The sequence below is a fragment of the Kocuria dechangensis genome, assembly GCF_014636775.1.
In the GTDB taxonomy this organism is placed as follows: domain Bacteria; phylum Actinomycetota; class Actinomycetes; order Actinomycetales; family Micrococcaceae; genus Kocuria; species Kocuria dechangensis.
Genome location: NZ_BMEQ01000004.1, coordinates 82,429 through 100,949, shown reverse-complemented (window position 1 = coordinate 100,949; position 18,521 = coordinate 82,429). Strand labels below are relative to the sequence as shown.

Sequence of the window (18,521 nt, the reverse complement as noted above, 5' to 3'; positions counted from 1 at the left end):
CCGGGGGCCGGATCCGCCGCGCGCCGGCGTCAGGCCCGGGACGCCTCGGCCTGCTCCTGCCGGGCGTATCCCTCGGGGTTGTTCTTCTGCCAGTTCCAGTGGTCCCGGCACATGGTGTCGATGTCCCGCGCGGCGGACCAGCCGAGCTCGGCCAGGGCCGCCGAGGGGTCGGCGTAGGAGACGGCGGCGTCGCCCGGGCGCCGGGCCACGACCTCGTAGGGGATCTCCCGGCCGGAGGCCTTCTCGAAGGCGGTGCGGACCTCGAGCACCGAGTAGCCCTTGCCGGTGCCGAGGTTCCAGGTGTGCAGTCCGCCGTGCGCGGCGAGGTGGTCGAGGGCCCTGAGGTGGCCGTCGGCGAGGTCCACCACGTGGATGTAGTCGCGCACGCCCGTGCCGTCCGGGGTGGGGTAGTCGTCGCCGAACACGCGCAGCTTCTCGCGCCGGCCGACCGCCACCTGGGCGATGAAGGGGAGCAGGTTGTTGGGCACGCCGGTGGGGTCCTCGCCGATCCGGCCGGACTCGTGCGCGCCCACGGGGTTGAAGTAGCGCAGCAGGGCGACGCTCCAGGACGGGTCGGAGGCGGCGAGGTCCACGAGCATGTCCTCGATGTGCTCCTTGGTCCGCCCGTAGGGGTTCTGCGCGTCCATGGGCTGCTTCTCGGTCAGCGGCATCTCCTCGGGGGCGCCGTAGACGGTGGCCGAGGACGAGAACACGATGGAGCGGCAGCCGTGCTCGTCCATGGCGTGCAGGAGGTTGAGGGTGCCGGCCACGTTGTTGGTGTAGTACCAGAGGGGCTTCTCGGCGGACTCGCCGACGGCCTTGAGCCCGGCGAAGTGGATCACGGCCTCCGGGCGGTGCTCCCGGAACAGCCGGTCCAGGCCCTCGGGGTCGAGCAGGTCCACCTTCTCGAACGCCTCGACGGAGCGCCCCGCGAGCTCCTGGACGCGGTCCAGGGCGGTCAGCGACGAGTTGGCCAGGTTGTCCATGACGACGATGTCGTGCCCGGCCTCGAGCAGGGCCAGGACGGTGTGCGAGCCGATGTACCCGGTTCCCCCGGTGACGAGAATCTTCATGCCCCCAGCGTATCGGGGGGACCCGGCTCTCATGGATTTGCAACAGAAATGACGACGTCCCCGGGGTCGGGAGCGTCGTCCGGGCGCGCCTCGGCCGATTCCCGCCAGCCCGGCGCGGGGGCGAAGCGGGAGGTGCGCTGGTCGTCGCGCACCCACGTCCTGCCGTCGAAGGACACCTCGGCGATCCCCAGGTCCTCGGCGGCGGCGACCGCCCAGTGGGCCAGCGCCCAGCCCGTCGGCTCGCCCGGGGCGGGCACGAGGACCCGGCCGTCCTCGGCGCGCGGGGCGGGCGCGGCGGCGCCGAACGCGCCGGCCAGTGCCCCGGCGGCCGCCCGCGGGTCGCCGGGCGCCTGCGGGCCGGCGAGCACGCAGTTCAGGGAGGCCTCGGCGCGCCCGGTGAGGGCCGCGGCGAAGGCCGTGGCCATGCCCTCGTGCTGGGCGTAGGCGCCGGGGTGGGCCGAGCGCTGGACGGCCTGCGCCGCCTCGGTCACGGTCAGGGAGCCGAGGTCGACCTCCGCGAGCCGGTCGTAGAACGCGGTGGTCGAGTACTCCGGGTCGAGGATCTGCTCGACGGTGCCCCAGCCCTGGGAGGGGCGCTGCTGGAACAGCCCCACGGAGTCGCGGTCGCCGTAGTCGATGTTCACCAGCCGGGACTCCTGCATGGCGGTGGCCAGGGCCACGACGGCCGCGCGCGGTTCCGCCCCGCGCTCCACCGACTCCGCCACGACGAGAGCCGCGTTCGCGGTCTGCTCCGCGGTGAGGGTGTGCCGGGTCCGCTCGCCGCCGGTGTGCTCCGTGGTCGCCACGCACCGCGGCTCGCCCGCGGAGGGCCGACCGACCCGCAGCTCCACCACCACCAGGACCACGGCGGCCGCCACGGCGCAGACCAGCAGGAGGGCGAAGAGGGACGTCCAGGCCGCCCTGGTGCGGCGGCCGGAGGCGGGGGAGGGCACGGGTTCTCCTGGTCGGGCGGGGAGGGGGCCGGGAGGGCAGCGCCGCGGGGGCCGGTGCCCCCGCGGCGCCGGTGCTCAGTTGGCGTGCAGCGCCGCGTTGAGCTCCACGGTCGCGCCGGTGCGCGGCAGGACCTCCACCGCGCCGGTGAGGGAGTTGCGGCGGAACAGGAGGTTGGGCACTCCGGAGAGTTCGGAGGCCTTGGCGGTGGACTCCTTCCCGTCGGCGTGGACGCTCACCCGGGTGCCGGCGGTGACGTAGAGGCCGGCCTCCACGACGCAGTCGTCGCCCAGGGAGATGCCCACGCCGGAGTTCGCGCCCAGCAGCACCCGCTGGCCGACGGTGATCCGCTCCTTGCCGCCGCCCGAGAGGGTGCCCATGATCGAGGCGCCGCCGCCGATGTCCGTGGCGTCGCCCACGACCACGCCGGCGCTGATCCGCCCCTCGACCATCGACTGGCCGAGCGTGCCGGCGTTGAAGTTCACGAAGCCCTCGTGCATCACGGTCGTGCCCTCGGCGAGGTGCGCGCCGAGCCGGATCCGGTTGGCGTCGCCGATCCGCACCCCGCTCGGGACGACGTAGTCGACCATGCGCGGGAACTTGTCGACGCTGTGCACGGTGAGGTGCCCGCTCGAGCCGCGCAGCCGGGCCCGCAGCACGTCCAGCTCCTCGGCGAGCACGGGACCGCGGTCGGTCCAGGCGACGTTGGCGAGCAGGCCGAAGACGCCGTCCAGGTTCAGGGTGTTGGGGCGCACGAGCCGGTGGGAGAGCAGGTGCAGGCGCAGGTACGCGTCGGCGGCGTCGGCGGGAGCGGCGTCGAGGTCGATCACCGTCTCGACGAGCTCGCCGCGGACGTTGCGGTCGGGGTCGGCCGTGGCGGCGAGCCGCAGGTCGGCGTCGAGGGAGGTGTCCACGGCGTCCGACAGGGACGGGGCCGGGTACCAGACGTCGAGGACGGTTCCCTCCTTGGGGCCGGAGGCCACGACGGTGGCCAGGCCGAGACCGGAGGCGGGACGAGGGGTGGATGCAGTCATGGCCTCCATCCTAGGGGAGGCGCCCCCACCGGCCCGAGCCGGGGCCGCCGCTATGCTGGGCGCCATGACCGCCCCCGAGACGACTCCCCGGACCACCCCCGCCCTGGACCTCGCCGCCGACCCGGCCGAGCTCACCGCCGCCCTGATCGACATCGGCTCCGTCTCCGGCGCGGAGGGCCCGATCGCCGACGCCGTGGAGGCCGCCCTGCGCGGGCTGCCGCACCTGAGCGTGCACCGCGACGGGGACGCCGTGGTGGCCCGCACCGACCTCGGGCGGGCCGAGCGGGTCGTGCTCGCCGGCCACCTCGACACGGTGCCGCTGCCCGCCGTCCCCGGCGCGCGCGGGACCGTGCCCTCCGCGTGGGAGGACGCCGGCGGCCGGCGGGTGCTCTACGGCCGCGGCGCCGTCGACATGAAGGGCGGCGTGGCCGTCCAGCTGGCGCTAGCCGCGGCCCTGACCGCCCCCAACCGGGACGTCAGCTACGTGTTCTACGACCACGAGGAGGTGGACGCGGCCTCGAGCGGGCTGGGGCGCCTCCAGCGCAACGCCCCGGAGCTGCTCGCGGCGGACTTCGCGGTGCTGCTCGAGCCCACGGACGGGACCGTCGAGGGCGGGTGCAACGGGACCATGCGCTTCCGGATCACGACGACGGGCCGCGCCGCCCACTCGGGCCGGTCCTGGATCGGCGAGAACGCCATCCACAAGCAGGCCGACGTCCTGGCCCGGCTGGCGGCCTACGAGCCGCGCACGGTGGCCGTGGAGGGCCTCGAGTACCGCGAGGGGCTCAACGCCATCCGGATCACGGGGGGCGTGGCCGGCAACGTGATCCCGGACGCGGCGAGCGTGGAGGTCAACTTCCGGTTCGCCCCGGACCGGAGCACGGACGACGCGCTGGCCCACGTGCGGGAGGTCTTCGCCGGGTACGAGCTCGAGATCACGGACCTGTCCCCGGCGGCCCGGCCGGGCCTGGACCGGCCCGCCGCGGCGGCGTTCGTGGCGGCGGTGGGCCAGGAGCCCAAGCCGAAGTACGGGTGGACCGACGTGGCCCGCTTCTCCCAGATGGGCGTCCCGGCCGTGAACTTCGGCCCGGGCGACGCGCTCCTGGCCCACACCGACGACGAGCACGTGCCCGCCGAGGCCGTCCGGGAGTGCTACCGCGCCCTCGAGGCCTGGCTCACGGCCTGACCGGCCGGTGCCTGCGGGGCGGCCGGTGTCTGCGGGGCGGCCGGTGTCTGCGGGGCGGCCGGTGCCTGCGCGGTGGCCGCAGGGACGACGAGGGGCCGGGACCGTGCGGTCCCGGCCCCTCGGCCGCGGTGTCGTGGGGCGGCGTCAGGCGGCGTCCTCCCCGGCCAGGGGGCCCTCGGACGGCTTGGTCCTGCCCGCTGTGCGGTAGCTCAGGAAGCGGGACAGCCACGCGGCCAGCACCGAGAGCAGGTAGTTGATCACCACGAAGACCAGCGCGGCCACGAACAGGGCCTGCAGGATGTTGCCGTCCCCGGAGCCGAGCCGGCGGGCGCTGGCCAGCAGCTCGGGGTAGGTGATGATGTAGCCCAGCGCGGTGTCCTTGAGGATCACGACGAACTGGCTGACCATCGACGGGAGCATCGCCGTCAGGGCCTGCGGCAGCTCGACCATGCGCAGCGACCGGGCCGGGGTGAGCCCGATCGCCAGCGCCGCCTCGCGCTGGCCCTTGGGCAGCTGGTGGACCCCGGAGCGGATGAGCTCGGCGATCACCGCGCCGTTGTAGAACATCAGCCCCAGCACCACGGCCCAGAAGGGCACGTTGGAGGGCTCCACCAGGTCGGCGCGCCCCAGGCCCAGGTAGAAGAAGATCATCATCACCAGCACGGGCACCGCGCGGAAGAACTCGACGACCACGGTCGAGACGAAGCGCACCGGGGCGAGCTGGGAGAGCCGGCCCAGGCCGAAGACCAGGCCGAACACGATGGACAGGACCACGGCCAGCAGCGCCGCCCGGAGGGTCTGCCACAGGCCCGGCAGCAGGAAGTTCTCCCACGTGCGGCCGGTGAACAGGGACGTCCACTTGGCGGCGTCGAGCTGGCCCTGCTCGGCGAGCTTGCCGAGGACCACCCACGCGAGGGCGGCGACCAGCAGCACCCCCACCAGGTTCAGGATCAGGGTGACCCGCCGCGCGCGGGGCCCCTGGACGTCGAACAGGACGTTCTGTGCTGTCGAGGAGGCCATCAGCGCTTCACCGCCAGTTTCCGGGAGGCCCAGGTGGTGAGCAGGCCCACCGGGACGACGAGCAGGACGAAGCCGAGCGCCACGGTGAGGAAGACCGCGATGATCACGTCCGGGCGGAACTCGATCATGGTCTTCATCAGCGCGGAGATCTCGGTGACGGACGCGGCCGCCGCGACGGTGGTGTTCTTGGTCAGCGCGATCAGGGTGTTCCCCAGCGGGGTGATCGCCCCGCGCAGGGCCTGCGGGAAGATCACGAGCCGCGCCGCGGGCAGGAAGCTCAGCCCGATCGCCCGGGCGGCCTCGGCCTGGCCCACGGGCACGGTGTTCACGCCGGAGCGGATGGACTCGCACACGAACGCGGCGTGGTACAGGCTCAGGCCGATCACGGCGTAGAGGAAGAAGTTCCGGTTGAAGTCCGGGGACAGGTTGATGCCCAGCTGGCTCCACACGCCGAGGACGAGGAACACCAGGATGATCGTCAGGGGCGTGTTGCGGAACAGGTTGACGTAGCCGGTCCCGAGCAGCCGCAGCGACGCGATGGGGGAGATGCGCATGAGCGCGACCAGGGACCCCAGCAGCATCGACCCGATCGCGGCGAGGAAGGTCAGCTGGATGTTGACCCAGAAGGCGCCCAGCACGTCGTACTGGTCGAACAGGCTCGCGAAGTCGTTGAGGTAGTCGGTCACAGGAGCTCCCGGAGCTCGAGCAGGTCCTGGGTCACGGCAGGTGCCCTTCGTCGGTCGGGTGGAGGTCGGTGCCGCGGGGCGGCGGTCCCGCGGGGTGGAGCGCGGGCGCCGCGCCGCTGCGCGGTCCCCGTGGCCGGGCGGACGGGCCCGGCCACGGGGACCCTGCGCTCAGCGCCCGGTGCTCAGGCGCAGGGCGCGGGCTCCGGGGGGTTGAGCTCGGCGTTGTACCGGTAGTCGGCGCCCTCGGTGTTGGCCGTGACGGCCTCCTCCCAGGCGCCCTCCTCGACCATCTTGGTGATGGCGTCGTTGATCGCCTGGCACTGGTCGGAGCCCTTGGGCAGGCCGACGCCGTACTGCTCCTCGGAGAACGTGTTGCCGACGACCTTGAACTTGCCCTGGTTGGCGTCGGTGGAGGCGAGGCCGGCCAGGATGATGTCGTCGGTGGTCACGGCGTCGACCTGGCCGGACTCGAGCGCCGTGAGGCAGTCCGCGTAGCCGGGCTGCTCGAACAGGCCGACCCCGGGGTGGTCGTCCTTGACCTTCTGGGCCGAGGTCGAGCCGGTGACGGAGCACAGGTTCTTGCCCTCCAGGTCCTCGGGGCCCTGGATCGAGGTCTCGTCCACGCGCACCAGCAGGTCCTGGCCGGCCACGAAGTAGGGGCCGGCGAAGTCCACGGTCTGCTTGCGCTCGTCGGTGATGGAGTAGGTCGCGAAGACCATGTCGACCTGGTCGTTGGCCAGCATGTTCTCGCGGTTGGCGGAGGGCGCCTCGACCCACTCGATCTGGTCCTCGGTGTAGCCCAGCTCGCCCGCCACGTACTTCGCGACGTCGACGTCGAACCCGGTGTACTCGCTGCCGTCCCGGTAGCCCAGGCCCGGCTGGTCGTACTTGATGCCGATCCGGACGCCGTCCCCGGAACCGCCCGCGTCGCCGCCGTCCCCGCCTCCTCCGCACGCGGTGAGGGTCAGGGCCGCGGCCGCGGCCATCGCGGCCAGTCCGAGGGGCTTCGTGCTGCGCATGGTGTGCTCCTTGCTTCGGTGAGCGATCAGTGGACGATCGGTGGGGGTCGCTGAGGCGGGTGGGGTCAGTGCCCGAGGATCTTGCCCAGGAAGTCCTTGGCGCGCTCGGAGCGGGGATTGGTGAAGAACTCCTCGGGGGTGCTCTCCTCGACGATCATGCCGTCGGCCATGAACACGACGCGGTCGGCGGCCTTGCGGGCGAAGCCCATCTCGTGGGTGACCACGATCATCGTCATGCCCTGCTTCGCGAGGGCGACCATGGTGTCCAGGACCTCGTTGATCATCTCGGGGTCGAGGGCGGAGGTCGGCTCGTCGAAGAGCATGACCTTGGGCTCCATGGCCAGGGCCCGGGCGATCGCCACGCGCTGCTGCTGGCCGCCGGAGAGCTGGGCGGGCAGCTTCTCCGCCTGGTTGGCCACGCCGACCCGCGTCAGGAGCTCCATGGCCCGCTCCTTCGCCTCGCCCGGCGAGCGCCCCCGGACCTTCATGGGTCCCAGGGTGACGTTCTGCAGCACCGACTTGTGCGCGAACAGGTTGAAGGACTGGAAGACCATGCCGACGTCGGCCCGCAGCCGCGCGAGCGCCGCGCCCTCCTCGGGCAGCCGCTTGCCGTCGATGAGGATCTCGCCGTCGTCGATGCTCTCGAGGCGGTTGATGGCCCGGCACAGGGTCGACTTGCCGGAGCCGGAGGGGCCGATGACGACGACCACCTCGCCGCGGGCGACCTCCAGGTTGATGTCCTTGAGCACGTGGAGGTCCCCGAAGTGCTTGTTGACGTGCGACATGCGGACCAGGGCTTCGCCCGACCCTGGAGCGGCCGGGACGGCGGCGGACGGAGTGGCGTGTGACATACCGTCGAAGATAGCGGAGTTTTCCCGTCTGTGACGCTGCCCACGTTGCTGTTGCGTAAATTCCTTACTCCAACGTAGGAAACTTGCCGGACTCCGCCCGGGGAGGGGCGGTCCCGGATGGCGGGAGCGCCGCGCGGGCCGCATAGCCTGGGGGCATGAGCGAACTCCTCCTCGCGCTGACCGCCGTCGTGCTGTTCCTGACCGTCGTGGCCGTGGTGGTCCTGGGCCGGGAGCGGCCGCCGCGGTGGGCCGCGCCGTGGGCCGCGGCCGCGGGGGACGGGGTGCGCCCCGAGCGCTCCTCCGACTCCGCGCTCGTGCTCCCCGACCCGGTCGCCCCGGATGACCTGGACCGGGTGGCGTTCCACGTCCGCCGCCGCGGCTACGACCCCCAGGAGGTGCACGCGGTGCTCGAGCACGTCGCGCGGTCCCTGCCGGCGGACTCCGGCCGGGACCCCCGGGCGTGAGCCACCGCTGGGCGGCCCTCCCGGGCTGGGCGCAGGCGCTGCTCGTCTGGGCGGCGTCCCGGGTCTGGGGCTGGGCCGTGCTCACCACGGTGGGCCGCCAGCAGGGGCCCGGGCCGTGGGGCGACGGCGCGCTGGGCTACCTGGCGTTCGCCGGCACCTGGGACTCCGACTGGTACCAGCGGATCGCCGAGGAGGGCTATCCCACCGAGGTGCCGCGCGACGGGGACGGCCGGGCGCTGGAGAACGCCTGGGCCTTCTACCCCGTCTTCCCGGTGCTCGTCCGGACGGTCACGGCGCTCACCGGGACGAGCTGGGACGCGACGGCGGCCACCGTGTCCCTGCTCGCCGGCTTCGGGGCGGCGATCCTCGTCCACCGGCTCTTCACCCGCTTCGCCCCGCCCTCCACCGCCCTGTGGGGCGTGGCGCTCGTCGCCTTCGGTCCCGTGTCCCCCGTCCTCCAGGTCCCCTACGCGGAGTCCCTGCACCTGCTGCTGCTCGCCGCGGCCCTCCTGCTCGTCACCGACGGCCGCCACCTCGCGGCCGCTCCCGTGGTGCTCGCCATGTGCCTGACCCGCCCGGCGGGGGTGCCGTTCGCCGCCGCCCTGGGCATCGCCTGGCTCCTGCGCACCGTCCACCGGTACCGCTCCGGCCGGGTGCGCCGCCCCGGCGACGTCCTCGACGGGCTCCTCGCGCTCGCGCTGTTCGGCTGCGCCGCCGCGCTCGCGTGGCCCGCCGTCGCGTGGGCGGTCACCGGGGAGCCGACGGCCTACACCGACACCGAGACGGCCTGGCGCGGCGACGACCTGCGGCTGGTGCAGCCGTGGTTCGGCACCGGCGTCCAGCTCTTCGGGCCGGTCGCCGGGCTCCTGTTCCCCCTCGTGCTCGTCCTCGCAGGGACCGCCCTGCTGCGGTCCCGGCCCGTGCGCGAGGGCCTCGGGCCGTTCGTGCGGGTCTGGCTGGCCTGCTACGCCGTCTACCTGCTGCTCTTCCTGCACCCCCAGACCAGCACCTTCCGGCTGCTGCTGCCCCTCTTCCCCCTGGCCCTGCCGCTGGCGGCGGTCTCGGACTCGCGCGCCTACCGGGTCGCGTGCCTGGTCTCGGGCGCGGTCCTGCAGCTCGTGTGGGTGGGGTGGCTGTGGCACTGGAAGCAGCTGCCCGGCGGCGGCGACTACCCGCCCTGACCTCGGCCGTACCCCGGCCTGCCGCGGTCCGGGCGGCGGCCGCGCAGCGGCTGTGCCGGGGGCGACGCGCCCCCGGTCCCGCGCCGCCTGGCCTGAGCAGGCACGGGCGCTCGGATAGGATGGGAGTCACACCAACTGAGGAAGAGGAGTTCCCACATGGCGGCCATGAAGCCGAGAACCGGTGACGGACCGATGGAGGTCACCAAGGAAGGGCGCAGCCTCATCATGAGGGTGCCGCTCGAGGGCGGCGGGCGGCTCGTGGTCGAGCTGAAGCCGGACGAGGCCGCGGAGCTCAGGGAGTGCCTCGCCGGCGTCACCGAGTGAGACAGTCCCACGGCGAGGGGCCCGGCACCGACAGGTGCCGGGCCCCTCGCCGTCCCCGGGGGAGGGCGGGGCCCCGGCGGCGGGCGGGTCAGCGGCGCACGGCGAGCAGCAGGCCCGAGCCGGTCGGCAGCAGCGCGGTCGCGAAGCGCTCGTCCTCCCGGAACAGCCGGTGCACCGCCCGCATGGTGCGGGTGTTCTCCTCGCGGTTGGCGGGCTGGGCCACCTTGTCCTGGTGCAGGGCGTCGTTGACCACGAGCAGGCCCCCGGGGCGCAGCAGCCGCACGGCCTCCTCGGCGTAGTACAGGGTGCCGGCGGTGTCGGCGTCGAGGAACACCATGTCGTAGGCGCCCCCGCTCAGCCGCGGCATGACGAGCGAGCCCCGGCCCGGGATGGCGCGGGTGCGGTTGGACGGCACCCCGGCCTCGCGGAAGGTGTCGCGGGCCGCGCGCAGGGCCCGGATGTCCGTGTCGATAGTGGTGAGCACGGACGCCGGGGGCAGGCCCCGGAGCAGCGCGAGACCGGAGACCCCGGCCCCGGTGCCGACCTCCACCACCGTGGCCGGCCGGGCGGCCGCGGCCAGGACCGTGAGGGCCGCGGCCGTCCCGGGGGTGACCGGGGGGATGCGCAGGGCCAGGGAGCGCTCCCGGGCGCGGTAGGCGAGCTCGTCCTCGAGGGCGAACGCCTCGGCGTACGACCAGCTCGTCGTCTTGTCCGCGCCCATGTTCCGCCCTTCGTCGCTGTGGTGGCTGCGCGTCATCTTACCGCCCGGCCACCGTCCAGTCCGCGCCCAGCTTCCCGGCCGATCATGGGAGGACCGGCGCGCCGCGCCGGTCCCGCGCACCGATCCGCGCCCCGACAGGAGGACCGGCCATGCCCCGCCCGCACCCCACCGGGACCGGTCCGAGCCTGCTGCCGCTGGCCGCGGCCGCGGCCAGCGCGGTGCTCGTCGTGCTCGTGGGGTCCGGCTACGCCGTGGGCCGCAGCGTCCTGGACGAGTCCGCCGCGGGCGGGCCGGAGCCGGTGCCCGTCGCGGCGTGGACCGGAACCGGCGGGGTGCTGCACGCGGACGACGCCTCCGCCGCCCGGCTGCGCGATGAGGGGTGGACCCTGCCCACCCTCGCCTCCGACGGCTACCGGGTGGCCTCGATGACCCGCGGCTCCCTCGCCGGCCGCCCGGTCGTGACCATCGCGCTGCAGCGGGGGGAGGACGACGTCGTCGTCGTCGAGCAGCGGGGCCGGGTGGACCGGCACAACCCCATGGATGGGCTGACGGGCCTGCCCGTCAGCGCGGAGGGCCTCGAGGCGTCGGCCGTCGCGGGCGTGCCCCTGTGGGTGGAGCCGGGCCGGCCGTGGCGGGCGGTGCTCGTGGGGGAGGACGTGGTCTACACCGTCACCGCGGACACGAGCCCCTCGGCCATGGCGCACACCGTCGCCCTCGTCGTGGCCGACGAGCGGGGTCGCGTCGTGGAGCCCGCCCCGGGCGAGCCCGGTCCCGGCTCGACCGTCCTCACCGGCCTGCGCGAGATCTTCGGCTGAGGCCACCGGCCCCGACTGGTAATCTTCCACTGTGTTCGGCATCAACGGCGGCGAAGCCATCATCCTGGTGCTCCTGGTCCTGTTCGTCATCGGGCCGGAGCGGCTGCCGGAGTACGCGGAGAAGCTCAAGGATCTCGTGAAGGCGGCCAAGCGCTACGCGACCGGCGCCACCGAGGAGCTCAAGGAGACCCTGGGCCCCGAGCTCGCCGACGTCGACTGGCGCAAGCTCGACCCCCGCCAGTACGACCCCCGCACCATCGTGCGCCAGGCCCTGCTCGAGGACGACGACGAGGAGCCGTCGCCGCCTCCCCGCCCGGCGGGACCGGTGCTGACGCGGCTCGCCCCCGGCGAGCGCGCCCCCTTCGACGCCGAGGCCACCTGAGCCGGACCGCGCCGGCCCGGCTGCGGCCACCGGGCGGTCTCAGCGGGGGTTGAGGCCCAGGGGCCGTCCGGCGAGCCCGCGCCGCCGGGTCCCGAGGTTCTCCGCCACGGCCCGCAGCGCCGCCGCCGCGGGGGAGTCCGGGGCGGACCACACGACCGGCCGGCCCGTGTCGCCCCCCTCGCGCAGGGCGACGTCGAGGGGCACGGCGCCGAGCAGCGGCACGTCGTAGCCCAGCCGCCGGGTCAGGGACCGCGCGATCCGCTCGCCGCCGCCCGAGCCGAAGAGCTCGAGCACGCTGCCGTCCGGCATGGGCATCCCCGCCATGTTCTCGACGACCCCGGCGACCGTCTGGCCCGTCTGCACGGCCAGGGCCCCGGAGCGCTCGGCCACCTCCACCGCCGCCTGCTGCGGCGTGGAGACCACCAGGACCTCCGCGGAGGGCAGCAGCTGCGCCACCGAGATCGCGATGTCGCCTGTTCCGGGCGGGAGGTCGAGGAAGAGGTGGTCGAGGTCCCCGAAGTGCACGTCCGTGAGGAACTGCTCCACGGCGCGGTGCAGCATCGGCCCCCGCCACGCCACCGGCTGGTCCGGGTCCACGAACATCCCGATCGAGATCACCTTCAGCACGCCCTCGCGGTCACCCCGGCGGGCCTCGGCCGGCACCTCCACGACCGGCGGCAGGATCATGTCGCCGACCTGCGTGGGGCCCCGGTCGATGCCGAGCAGGCCCGGGACGGAGAAGCCGTGGACGTCCGCGTCCACGATGCCCACCGTGCGTCCCTGCGCGGCCAGCGCCGCGGCGAGGTTGACGGTGACCGTGGACTTGCCGACGCCGCCCTTGCCGCTAGTGACGGCGTGCACCCGGGTCAGGGAGCCGGGGTCGTTGAACGGCACGGTGCGGGTGTGGCCCACGCGCTGCTTCAGCGCCGTGCGCTGCTCGGGGGTCATGACGCCGACCTCCACGGCCACGGAGCGCACCCCGTCCACGGTCCCCACGGCCTCCCGGACGTCGTGCTCGATCGTGGAGCGCAGGGGGCAGCCGCTGATCGTCAGCAGCACGTGCACGACGGCGTGCCCGGCGTCGTCGAGCTCGGCGGAGCGGATCATGCCCAGCTCGGTCACCGGCCGGCGCAGCTCGGGGTCGAGCACGCGGTCGAGCGCGGCGCGCAGCCCGGGGTGCAGGCGGCCGGTGTGCAGCTCGTCGGGGCGCCCGGCGTCCGCGCCGCCGTCGGCGGGGCGGTGGTCGGCGGGGTGGTGATCGGTGGGGTGGTGATCGGTGGATCGGTCAGACACGGGGGATCCCCTCGGTCGCGGGCGGGGCGGAGCGGTCCGCGCTCCTGGACTTCTTGCGGCCGGTCCGCTTCGGCTGCTGGGCGGGCTCCGCGGCGTCGGCGGAGCCGTCCTCCTTCGCCTCGAGGATCTCCTCGAGCACCGAGCGCAGCTCGGAGCGGACGAAGTCGCGGGTGGCGACCTCGCGCAGGGCGATCCGCAGGGACGCGATCTCGCGGGTCAGGTACTCGGTGTCGGCCAGGTTCTGCTGCGCGCGCCGGCGGTCCTCCTCCTGGGTGACGCGGTCGCGGTCGTCCTGGCGGTTCTGCGCCAGCAGCAGCAGGGGCGCGGCGTAGGAGGCCTGCAGGGACAGCATCAGCGTCAGCAGCGTGAAGTTCAGGGCCCGGGGGTCGAACTGGGCCGACTCGGGGGCGAGGGTGTTCCAGGCCAGCCACACGACCACGAAGACCGACATCCAGAACAGGAACTGGGGGGTGCCCATGAAGCGGGCGAAGCCCTCGGTCATCCGGCCGAAGGAGTCGGGGTTGGGGCGGAACCGGTCCAGGAGGCCGGGCCGGTGCTCGCGCGGCTGGTCGAGGGCGTTGCCGCGGGCACGCCGGGGCTCGCGCTCACTCATATCGTCTGCCCACCTTCCGGATCGGGGTGCCGTCGTCGGCGGTCCGCCAGTCCTCGGGGAGCAGGGCGTCGAGGACGTCGTCGATCGTGATCGCCCCGACCACCCGTCCGTGGTCGTTGACCACGGGGATGATGGTGAGGTCGTAGGTCGCGAGCTCGCGCGCGACGTCCTGCACGGACGCGAGGTCCGAGACGGGCTCGAGGGAGCGGTCGATGAGGTTGCCGACGGCCTCGGGCGGGGGATAGCGCAGCAGCTTCTGGGTGTGGACCATCCCCAGGTACCGGCCGGTGGGGGTCTCCAGCGGCGGGCGGGCGACGATCACGGCCGCCGCCACCGCGGGGCTGAGCTCCTCCTGGCGGATGTGGGCGAGCGCCTCGGCCACGGTGGCCTCCGGCGGCAGGATGATCGGGACCGGGGTCATGAGGGAGCCCGCGGTGCCCTCCTCGTACTCGAGCAGGCGCCGGACGTCCTCCGCGTCCTCGGGCTGCATGCGCTCGAGCAGCTCCTCGGCCTCGGCGTCGGGCAGCTCGTTGAGCAGGTCGGCGGCGTCGTCGGGCTCCATCTCCTCGAGCACCGTGGCCGCGCGCTCGCGCTCCATGTTGGTGAGGATGAAGACCTGGTCCTCCTCGGGCAGCTCCTGCAGGACGTCGGCCAGACGGTCGTCCTGCAGCTCGTGGGCGATCTCCAGCTTGCGCTTGTCCGACATGTCGTGGATCTCGTCGGCGAGGTCGGCGGGCTGCTCCTCCTCGTGGGAGGCGACCCACTGGGTGGCCGGCTGGTGGCCCGCGGCGGACGGGTCCCCGGCGTCCTCCCAGTCGACGATGAGCGTCTCGTTGCGCCGGCGCATGAGCCCGCCGGTGGTGGCCGTGCGGCGCACGAAGAGCTGGGTGACGACCCAGTCCCCGTTGTTGCGGTTCTGCTCCATGGCCATGTCCTCGACCGTGGCCGTGCCGGAGCCGTCGCGCAGCACGACGGTGCGGTCGAACAGCTCGGCGACGGCGAGGGTCTCGGCCCCGCGCTGCTCGAACCGGCGCAGGTTCACCAGGCCCGTGCAGATGATCTGCTCGGCGTCGATGCTGGTCACACGGGTCATGGGCACGAACACCCGCTTCTTGCCGAGCACCTCGACCACGAGGCCCACGACGAGGGGGCGCCGGGAGAAGCGGCCGTGCCGGGAGCCGCTGCGCATCAGCACGACGACGTCGCGCAACCGGCCCAGACGGTCGCCCAGCGGGTCGAACACGTCGAGCCCGATCAGGCGCGCGATGAAGATCTTGTTGACGTTGCTGCTCACCGTACAAGACTACCCACCGGCCCGGGGCGGGAGGGGCGGGGGCGCCGCCGGCCGGCCGGGGACTCGGCGGACGACCAGCCGGATGGGGGACAATGGCCCCATGAGTTCTCCACGGTCCGCGTCCTCCGCCCGCTCCGCCCCCCGCGGTCTTCCCCGCGGGGAGGTGATCGGCCGCTACGCCTCCTACGCCGACGCGCAGAAGGCCGTGGACCACCTCGCGGACGAGCAGTTCGAGGTGGACAAGGTCGCGATCGTGGGCAACGACCTGAAGTCCGTCGAGCAGGTCACCGGCCGGCTCAGCTACCCCAAGGTCGCCGGGCAGGGCGCGCTCAACGGCATGGTCTTCGGCGCGTTCCTCGGGATGATCATGTCGCTGCTGGGCGGGGAGCAGTGGGTCTCCTCGCTGCTCGTCTCCGTGCTCATGGGCGGCGCCTTCTGGATGCTGCTGGCCACGGTGACCTACGCCACGCAGCGCGGCAAGCGGGACTTCACCTCGACCAACCAGATCGTGGCCACCTCCTACGACGTCGTGGCCGCCCCCGAGGTCGCCCAGCGCGCCCGCCAGGTCCTCCAGGGCCCGCACGGCGTCCCGGGCCTGCCCGCGCAGCCGCCGCCGCCGCCGCACGCCGGGGCCCCCGGGCCCGGGGGCCCCACCGCGCCCGGGGCGCCGTGGCAGCGTCCCTCCTACGGCACCCCCGGTCAGCAGCCCGCCCCGGGTCCGGTGCCCGGGGCGCGCCCTGCGGAGCCGCCCACGCGCTCCGCGACGTTCCAGGACCTGCCCGACGGCCGGCCCCAGTACGGCATCCGGCTGGACGAGGAGGAGGAGGCGCCTCCCGAGGCCCCGCGGCCCGCCGGGGTTCCCGGGTCCCGGACCCCGGAGTCCCGCGCCCCGGAGCCCAGGGCCCCGGGCCAGGAGCCGCCGGCCGGCGGCAGCTCCCCGGCGCCCCGCTGACGGGCGGGCCGGCTCAGCCGGGCCCCGGTCAGCTGGGCTCGCCGCCCTCCCGGGCGTGCCACAGCCCGGTCATCCACGCCTCGACGTCCTCGGGGGTGCGGGGCAGCCCCTCGGAGAGGTTCTCGTTGCCGTCCTCGGTGATCAGGACGTCGTCCTCGATGCGCACGCCGATCCCGCGGTACTCCTCGGGCACGGCGAGGTCCTCCGCCTTGAAGTAGAGCCCGGGCTCGATCGTGAAGACCATGCCGGGCTCGATCACGCCGTCCACGTAGAGCTCCCGCTTGGCCTGCGCGCAGTCGTGCACGTCCAGGCCCAGGTGGTGGCTGGTCCCGTGCGGCATCCACCGGCGGTGGTGCTGGCCGTCGGCGGACAGCGAGACCTCCGCGGCGACGGGCAGCAGCCCCCAGCTCTCGAGCCGGCGGGCCAGGACCTCCATGGCCGCGGCGTGCACGTCGCGGAAGCGGTTGCCGGGGACGGCGGCGTCGAACGCGGCGTCGGCCGCGTCGAGGACCGCCTGGTAGATCCGGCGCTGGACGTCGCTGAACCGCCCGTTGACGGGCAGGGTGCGCGTGATGTCCGCCGTGTAGAGGGACTCCGCCTCCACCCCGGCGTCCACGAGGATGAGCTCGCCGGGGATCACCCGCCCGCTGTTGCGGATCCAGTGCAGCACCGTGGCGTTGTTGCCGCACGCGGCGATGGTGTCGTAGCCGAGGTCGTTGCCGTCCATCCGGGCGCGGGCGAAGAACGCGCCCTCCACCATCCGCTCCCCCCGGTGCCGGTGGCCCGCGGCCGCGGGCAGCACGTGCACGATGTCGGTGAAGCCCGCGATCGTGGCGTCCACTGCCTCCCGCAGCCGGGCGATCTCGTGCTCGTCCTTGACCAGGCGCAGCTCGGACAGCGCCTCGGCGAGCTCGCCGTCGAGCGCGTCGGAGGCCTCCACGTCCACGCCGGTGTTGATCCGGGAGGTGTCCACCAGGGCATCGATGTTGAGGTCGACCTCCCGGACGAGCCGGATCCGCACGCCGCCCAGGGCGGCCGGGCCGGCGTTCTTGGTGACCGCGACCTCCAGCCCGCGCAGGTCCTGCGTGCGCAGCCCGTAGGCCGTGCCCAGCTCCGCGAGCGTCGGCCGGGGGCCCACCCAGAACTCGCCGTTCTTCGCGTCGGCGTAGAACTCCCTGGAGTCGCGCCCCGCCATGGGGTGGAAGTAGAGCGTCGCCTCGTGGCCGCTCCCGTCGTCGCCCCGGCCCTCCTCGACCGGCTCGAGCACCAGCACGGCGTCGGGCTCGTGGTCCACGCCCAGCCCGGTGAGGTGCGCGAACGCGGAGTGGGGGCGGAAGCGGTAGTCGGTGTCGTTGGAGCGGACCTTCAGCGGCCCGGCGGGGACGACGAGGCGCTCGCCGGGGAACCGCGCGGAGATCCGCCGGCGCCGCTCGGCGGCGAAGCCGGCCACGGGCAGGCGCTCCGCCTCGACGGGCTCCGACTCCGCCCACTGCGAGGCCATGAACTGCTGGAAGGCGGTGGAGTCCGGGCGCTGGGACCGGTTGTCGACCCGCTCCGAGAGCGGCTGCGCGCCCTGCTCCGGGTGCTGCTCCTGGTTCGGCTCCTGGTTCGGCTCCGTCGTGCTGTGCTCTGTCATGGTTCCTTCCTGGGGTCGTTCCTCTCATCGTGCCACGCGAACCTGCGCCGCGGCCCGGGGCCGGTCAGCGGCCGGGGCCGCGGCCGGTATCGTGGTGGGGGTGAAGATCGACCTCCACACCCACTCGGCCGACTCCGACGGCACGGAGTCCCCGGCCGACGTCGCGCGGGCGGCCCGCGCGGCCGGCCTGGACGTGTTCGCGCTGACCGACCACGACACCACGTCCGGGTGGAAGGACGCGGGGGACACGGCCGTGGCGCTCGGCGTGAGCTTCGTGCCCGGCATGGAGATCTCCTGCACCACCGAGGACGGCATCTCGGTGCACCTGCTGAGCTACCTGCACGACCCGGCGGACCCCCAGCTGCTGGCCGAGGTGGAGTCCTCCCGCTCGTCCCGCCTGACCCGCGCCGAGCGCATGGTCGAGCTGCTCTCGGAGGACTACCCCATCGACTGGGACGTGGTCCGGGAGCACGTCCACGAGGGCGCCACCGTGGGCCGGCCCCACATCGCCGACGCCCTGGTGTCCGTGGGGGTCGTGGAGTCCCGCTCGGCGGCCTTCGCGTCGGTGCTCAGCACCCGCTCCCGCTACTACGTCCCCCACTACGCCCCCGACCCCGTGCACGCCGTGCGCCTGGTGCGCTCCGCCGGCGGCGTGCCGGTCTTCGCGCACCCGCTCGCCGCGGCCCGGGGGCGCGTGGTGGGCCCCGAGGTGTTCGAGGCCATGATCGACGCCGGCCTCGCCGGGCTGGAGGTGGCCCACCGGGACAACCCCGACGACGCCCGCGCGCTCCTGTCGCGGATGGCCTCCGAGCACGACCTGGTGGTCACCGGCTCGAGCGACTACCACGGGGCCGGCAAGCCCAACCGGCTGGGGGAGAACCTCACCTCGGTGCAGTCCCTCGTGCGGATCGAGGAGCAGGCCACGTCGGGGGTCCGGGTCCGCCACCCCTGAGGCCTCCGTCCCCGCGGCTTCTACCACCGTGCGGGGACCCCCGGACACCGCTGCACCCCCGGATCGGCGTGAGG

The 18,521-nt window shown here is 74.1% G+C and carries 20 protein-coding genes; 8 read left to right on the top strand and 12 right to left on the bottom strand.

Annotated elements, in window-relative coordinates; genetic code table 11:
• Nucleotides 1-29 precede the first annotated feature (29 nt).
• From galE to dapD, 3 genes are all read right to left on the bottom strand, one after another.
• On the bottom strand, nt 30-1,073 hold the full coding sequence (galE, locus tag IEW07_RS05500; RefSeq protein ID WP_188535079.1) for a UDP-glucose 4-epimerase GalE: 1,044 nt from the start codon (nt 1,071-1,073) through the stop codon (nt 30-32).
• A 29-nt stretch (nt 1,074-1,102) separates the two neighbouring features.
• Nucleotides 1,103-2,026 (bottom strand): hypothetical protein, encoded by a 924-nt coding sequence (locus IEW07_RS05495; RefSeq protein WP_188535077.1) that lies wholly within the window; start codon nt 2,024-2,026, stop codon nt 1,103-1,105.
• A 75-nt stretch (nt 2,027-2,101) separates the two neighbouring features.
• On the bottom strand, nt 2,102-3,067 hold the full coding sequence (dapD, locus tag IEW07_RS05490; RefSeq protein WP_188535075.1) for a 2,3,4,5-tetrahydropyridine-2,6-dicarboxylate N-succinyltransferase: 966 nt from the start codon (nt 3,065-3,067) through the stop codon (nt 2,102-2,104).
• A 55-nt stretch (nt 3,068-3,122) separates the two neighbouring features.
• Here dapD and dapE point away from each other — a divergent pair, with 55 nt between their 5' ends.
• Nucleotides 3,123-4,244: a succinyl-diaminopimelate desuccinylase gene (gene dapE, locus IEW07_RS05485; protein WP_229741596.1), complete on the top strand. Its 1,122-nt coding sequence runs from the start codon at nt 3,123-3,125 to the stop codon at nt 4,242-4,244.
• Between the two features lie 144 nt (nt 4,245-4,388).
• On the opposite strand, the gene IEW07_RS05480 is transcribed toward dapE, so the two are convergent.
• From IEW07_RS05480 to IEW07_RS05465, 4 genes are all read right to left on the bottom strand, one after another.
• Nucleotides 4,389-5,264 (bottom strand): amino acid ABC transporter permease, encoded by an 876-nt coding sequence (locus IEW07_RS05480; RefSeq protein WP_188535073.1) that lies wholly within the window; start codon nt 5,262-5,264, stop codon nt 4,389-4,391.
• On the bottom strand, nt 5,264-5,950 hold the full coding sequence (locus IEW07_RS05475) for an amino acid ABC transporter permease (protein ID WP_188535072.1): 687 nt from the start codon (nt 5,948-5,950) through the stop codon (nt 5,264-5,266). The genes IEW07_RS05480 and IEW07_RS05475 overlap by 1 nt, the downstream gene beginning before the upstream one ends.
• A gap of 182 nt (nt 5,951-6,132) precedes the next feature.
• Entirely contained in the window at nt 6,133-6,969 is an 837-nt protein-coding gene (locus IEW07_RS05470) for a glutamate ABC transporter substrate-binding protein (protein WP_188535070.1), read from the bottom strand.
• Nucleotides 6,970-7,034: 65 nt separating this feature from the next.
• Nucleotides 7,035-7,754: an amino acid ABC transporter ATP-binding protein gene (locus IEW07_RS05465; RefSeq protein WP_371870212.1), complete on the bottom strand. Its 720-nt coding sequence runs from the start codon at nt 7,752-7,754 to the stop codon at nt 7,035-7,037.
• A 221-nt stretch (nt 7,755-7,975) separates the two neighbouring features.
• On the opposite strand from IEW07_RS05465, the gene IEW07_RS05460 reads away from it, so the two are divergent.
• The 3 genes from IEW07_RS05460 to IEW07_RS05450 all read left to right on the top strand — a co-directional run bounded on the left by IEW07_RS05460 (nt 7,976) and on the right by IEW07_RS05450 (nt 9,789).
• A complete protein-coding gene (locus IEW07_RS05460; RefSeq protein ID WP_188535068.1) occupies nt 7,976-8,284 on the top strand; it encodes a DivIVA domain-containing protein in 309 nt (102 codons plus the stop codon).
• The gene (locus tag IEW07_RS05455; protein ID WP_188535066.1) at nt 8,281-9,465 is read left to right on the top strand and encodes a putative hexosyltransferase; all 1,185 of its coding nucleotides are present in this window, start codon (nt 8,281-8,283) and stop codon (nt 9,463-9,465) included. Before IEW07_RS05460 ends, IEW07_RS05455 begins: the two co-directional genes overlap by 4 nt.
• Before the next feature lie 156 nt (nt 9,466-9,621).
• Nucleotides 9,622-9,789 (top strand): DUF3117 domain-containing protein, encoded by a 168-nt coding sequence (locus tag IEW07_RS05450; RefSeq protein WP_188535063.1) that lies wholly within the window; start codon nt 9,622-9,624, stop codon nt 9,787-9,789.
• A gap of 88 nt (nt 9,790-9,877) precedes the next feature.
• Here the strand turns inward: IEW07_RS05450 and IEW07_RS05445 are convergent, their stop codons facing one another.
• Entirely contained in the window at nt 9,878-10,510 is a 633-nt protein-coding gene (locus IEW07_RS05445) for an O-methyltransferase (protein ID WP_188535061.1), read from the bottom strand.
• Nucleotides 10,511-10,659: 149 nt separating this feature from the next.
• On the opposite strand from IEW07_RS05445, the gene IEW07_RS05440 reads away from it, so the two are divergent.
• Nucleotides 10,660-11,325, top strand: coding sequence for a hypothetical protein (locus tag IEW07_RS05440; RefSeq protein ID WP_188535059.1), 666 nt, complete (start codon nt 10,660-10,662; stop codon nt 11,323-11,325).
• A 31-nt stretch (nt 11,326-11,356) separates the two neighbouring features.
• Nucleotides 11,357-11,707, top strand: coding sequence for a twin-arginine translocase TatA/TatE family subunit (locus IEW07_RS05435; RefSeq protein WP_188535058.1), 351 nt, complete (start codon nt 11,357-11,359; stop codon nt 11,705-11,707).
• A gap of 39 nt (nt 11,708-11,746) precedes the next feature.
• On the opposite strand, the gene IEW07_RS05430 is transcribed toward IEW07_RS05435, so the two are convergent.
• The 3 genes from IEW07_RS05430 to IEW07_RS05420 all read right to left on the bottom strand — a co-directional run bounded on the left by IEW07_RS05430 (nt 11,747) and on the right by IEW07_RS05420 (nt 14,907).
• On the bottom strand, nt 11,747-12,904 hold the full coding sequence (locus IEW07_RS05430; RefSeq protein ID WP_229741609.1) for an Mrp/NBP35 family ATP-binding protein: 1,158 nt from the start codon (nt 12,902-12,904) through the stop codon (nt 11,747-11,749).
• An 88-nt stretch (nt 12,905-12,992) separates the two neighbouring features.
• Nucleotides 12,993-13,613 (bottom strand): DUF1003 domain-containing protein, encoded by a 621-nt coding sequence (locus tag IEW07_RS05425; RefSeq protein ID WP_188535055.1) that lies wholly within the window; start codon nt 13,611-13,613, stop codon nt 12,993-12,995.
• Nucleotides 13,606-14,907 (bottom strand): magnesium transporter MgtE N-terminal domain-containing protein, encoded by a 1,302-nt coding sequence (locus IEW07_RS05420; protein WP_188535053.1) that lies wholly within the window; start codon nt 14,905-14,907, stop codon nt 13,606-13,608. The genes IEW07_RS05425 and IEW07_RS05420 overlap by 8 nt, the downstream gene beginning before the upstream one ends.
• 100 nt (nt 14,908-15,007) lie before the next feature.
• Here IEW07_RS05420 and IEW07_RS05415 point away from each other — a divergent pair, with 100 nt between their 5' ends.
• Nucleotides 15,008-15,859 (top strand): YflT domain-containing protein, encoded by an 852-nt coding sequence (locus IEW07_RS05415; protein WP_188535051.1) that lies wholly within the window; start codon nt 15,008-15,010, stop codon nt 15,857-15,859.
• 28 nt (nt 15,860-15,887) lie between these two features.
• Here the strand turns inward: IEW07_RS05415 and IEW07_RS05410 are convergent, their stop codons facing one another.
• Nucleotides 15,888-17,495, bottom strand: coding sequence for an aminopeptidase P family protein (locus tag IEW07_RS05410; protein ID WP_188535049.1), 1,608 nt, complete (start codon nt 17,493-17,495; stop codon nt 15,888-15,890).
• A gap of 100 nt (nt 17,496-17,595) precedes the next feature.
• On the opposite strand from IEW07_RS05410, the gene IEW07_RS05405 reads away from it, so the two are divergent.
• Nucleotides 17,596-18,447 carry a PHP domain-containing protein gene (locus IEW07_RS05405; protein ID WP_188535047.1) on the top strand — a complete coding sequence of 284 codons (852 nt, stop codon included), beginning with the start codon at nt 17,596-17,598 and terminating at the stop codon, nt 18,445-18,447.
• Nucleotides 18,448-18,521 lie beyond the last annotated feature (74 nt).

Excerpts from the sequence above, each read along its gene's own strand:
- galE (WP_188535079.1), bottom strand. The coding sequence starts at position 1,073 with ATGAAGATTCTCGTCACCGGGGGAACCGGGTACATCGGCTCGCACACC.
- dapD (WP_188535075.1), bottom strand. The coding sequence starts at position 3,067 with ATGGAGGCCATGACTGCATCCACCCCTCGTCCCGCCTCCGGTCTCGGC.
- dapE (WP_229741596.1), top strand. The coding sequence starts at position 3,123 with ATGACCGCCCCCGAGACGACTCCCCGGACCACCCCCGCCCTGGACCTC.
- IEW07_RS05480 (WP_188535073.1), bottom strand. The coding sequence starts at position 5,264 with ATGGCCTCCTCGACAGCACAGAACGTCCTGTTCGACGTCCAGGGGCCC.
- IEW07_RS05470 (WP_188535070.1), bottom strand. The coding sequence starts at position 6,969 with ATGCGCAGCACGAAGCCCCTCGGACTGGCCGCGATGGCCGCGGCCGCG.
- IEW07_RS05465 (WP_371870212.1), bottom strand. The coding sequence starts at position 7,754 with ATGTCGCACGTCAACAAGCACTTCGGGGACCTCCACGTGCTCAAGGAC.
- IEW07_RS05460 (WP_188535068.1), top strand. The coding sequence starts at position 7,976 with ATGAGCGAACTCCTCCTCGCGCTGACCGCCGTCGTGCTGTTCCTGACC.
- IEW07_RS05450 (WP_188535063.1), top strand. The coding sequence starts at position 9,622 with ATGGCGGCCATGAAGCCGAGAACCGGTGACGGACCGATGGAGGTCACC.
- IEW07_RS05445 (WP_188535061.1), bottom strand. The coding sequence starts at position 10,510 with ATGGGCGCGGACAAGACGACGAGCTGGTCGTACGCCGAGGCGTTCGCC.
- IEW07_RS05440 (WP_188535059.1), top strand. The coding sequence starts at position 10,660 with ATGCCCCGCCCGCACCCCACCGGGACCGGTCCGAGCCTGCTGCCGCTG.
- IEW07_RS05425 (WP_188535055.1), bottom strand. The coding sequence starts at position 13,613 with ATGAGTGAGCGCGAGCCCCGGCGTGCCCGCGGCAACGCCCTCGACCAG.
- IEW07_RS05415 (WP_188535051.1), top strand. The coding sequence starts at position 15,008 with ATGAGTTCTCCACGGTCCGCGTCCTCCGCCCGCTCCGCCCCCCGCGGT.
- IEW07_RS05410 (WP_188535049.1), bottom strand. The coding sequence starts at position 17,495 with ATGACAGAGCACAGCACGACGGAGCCGAACCAGGAGCCGAACCAGGAG.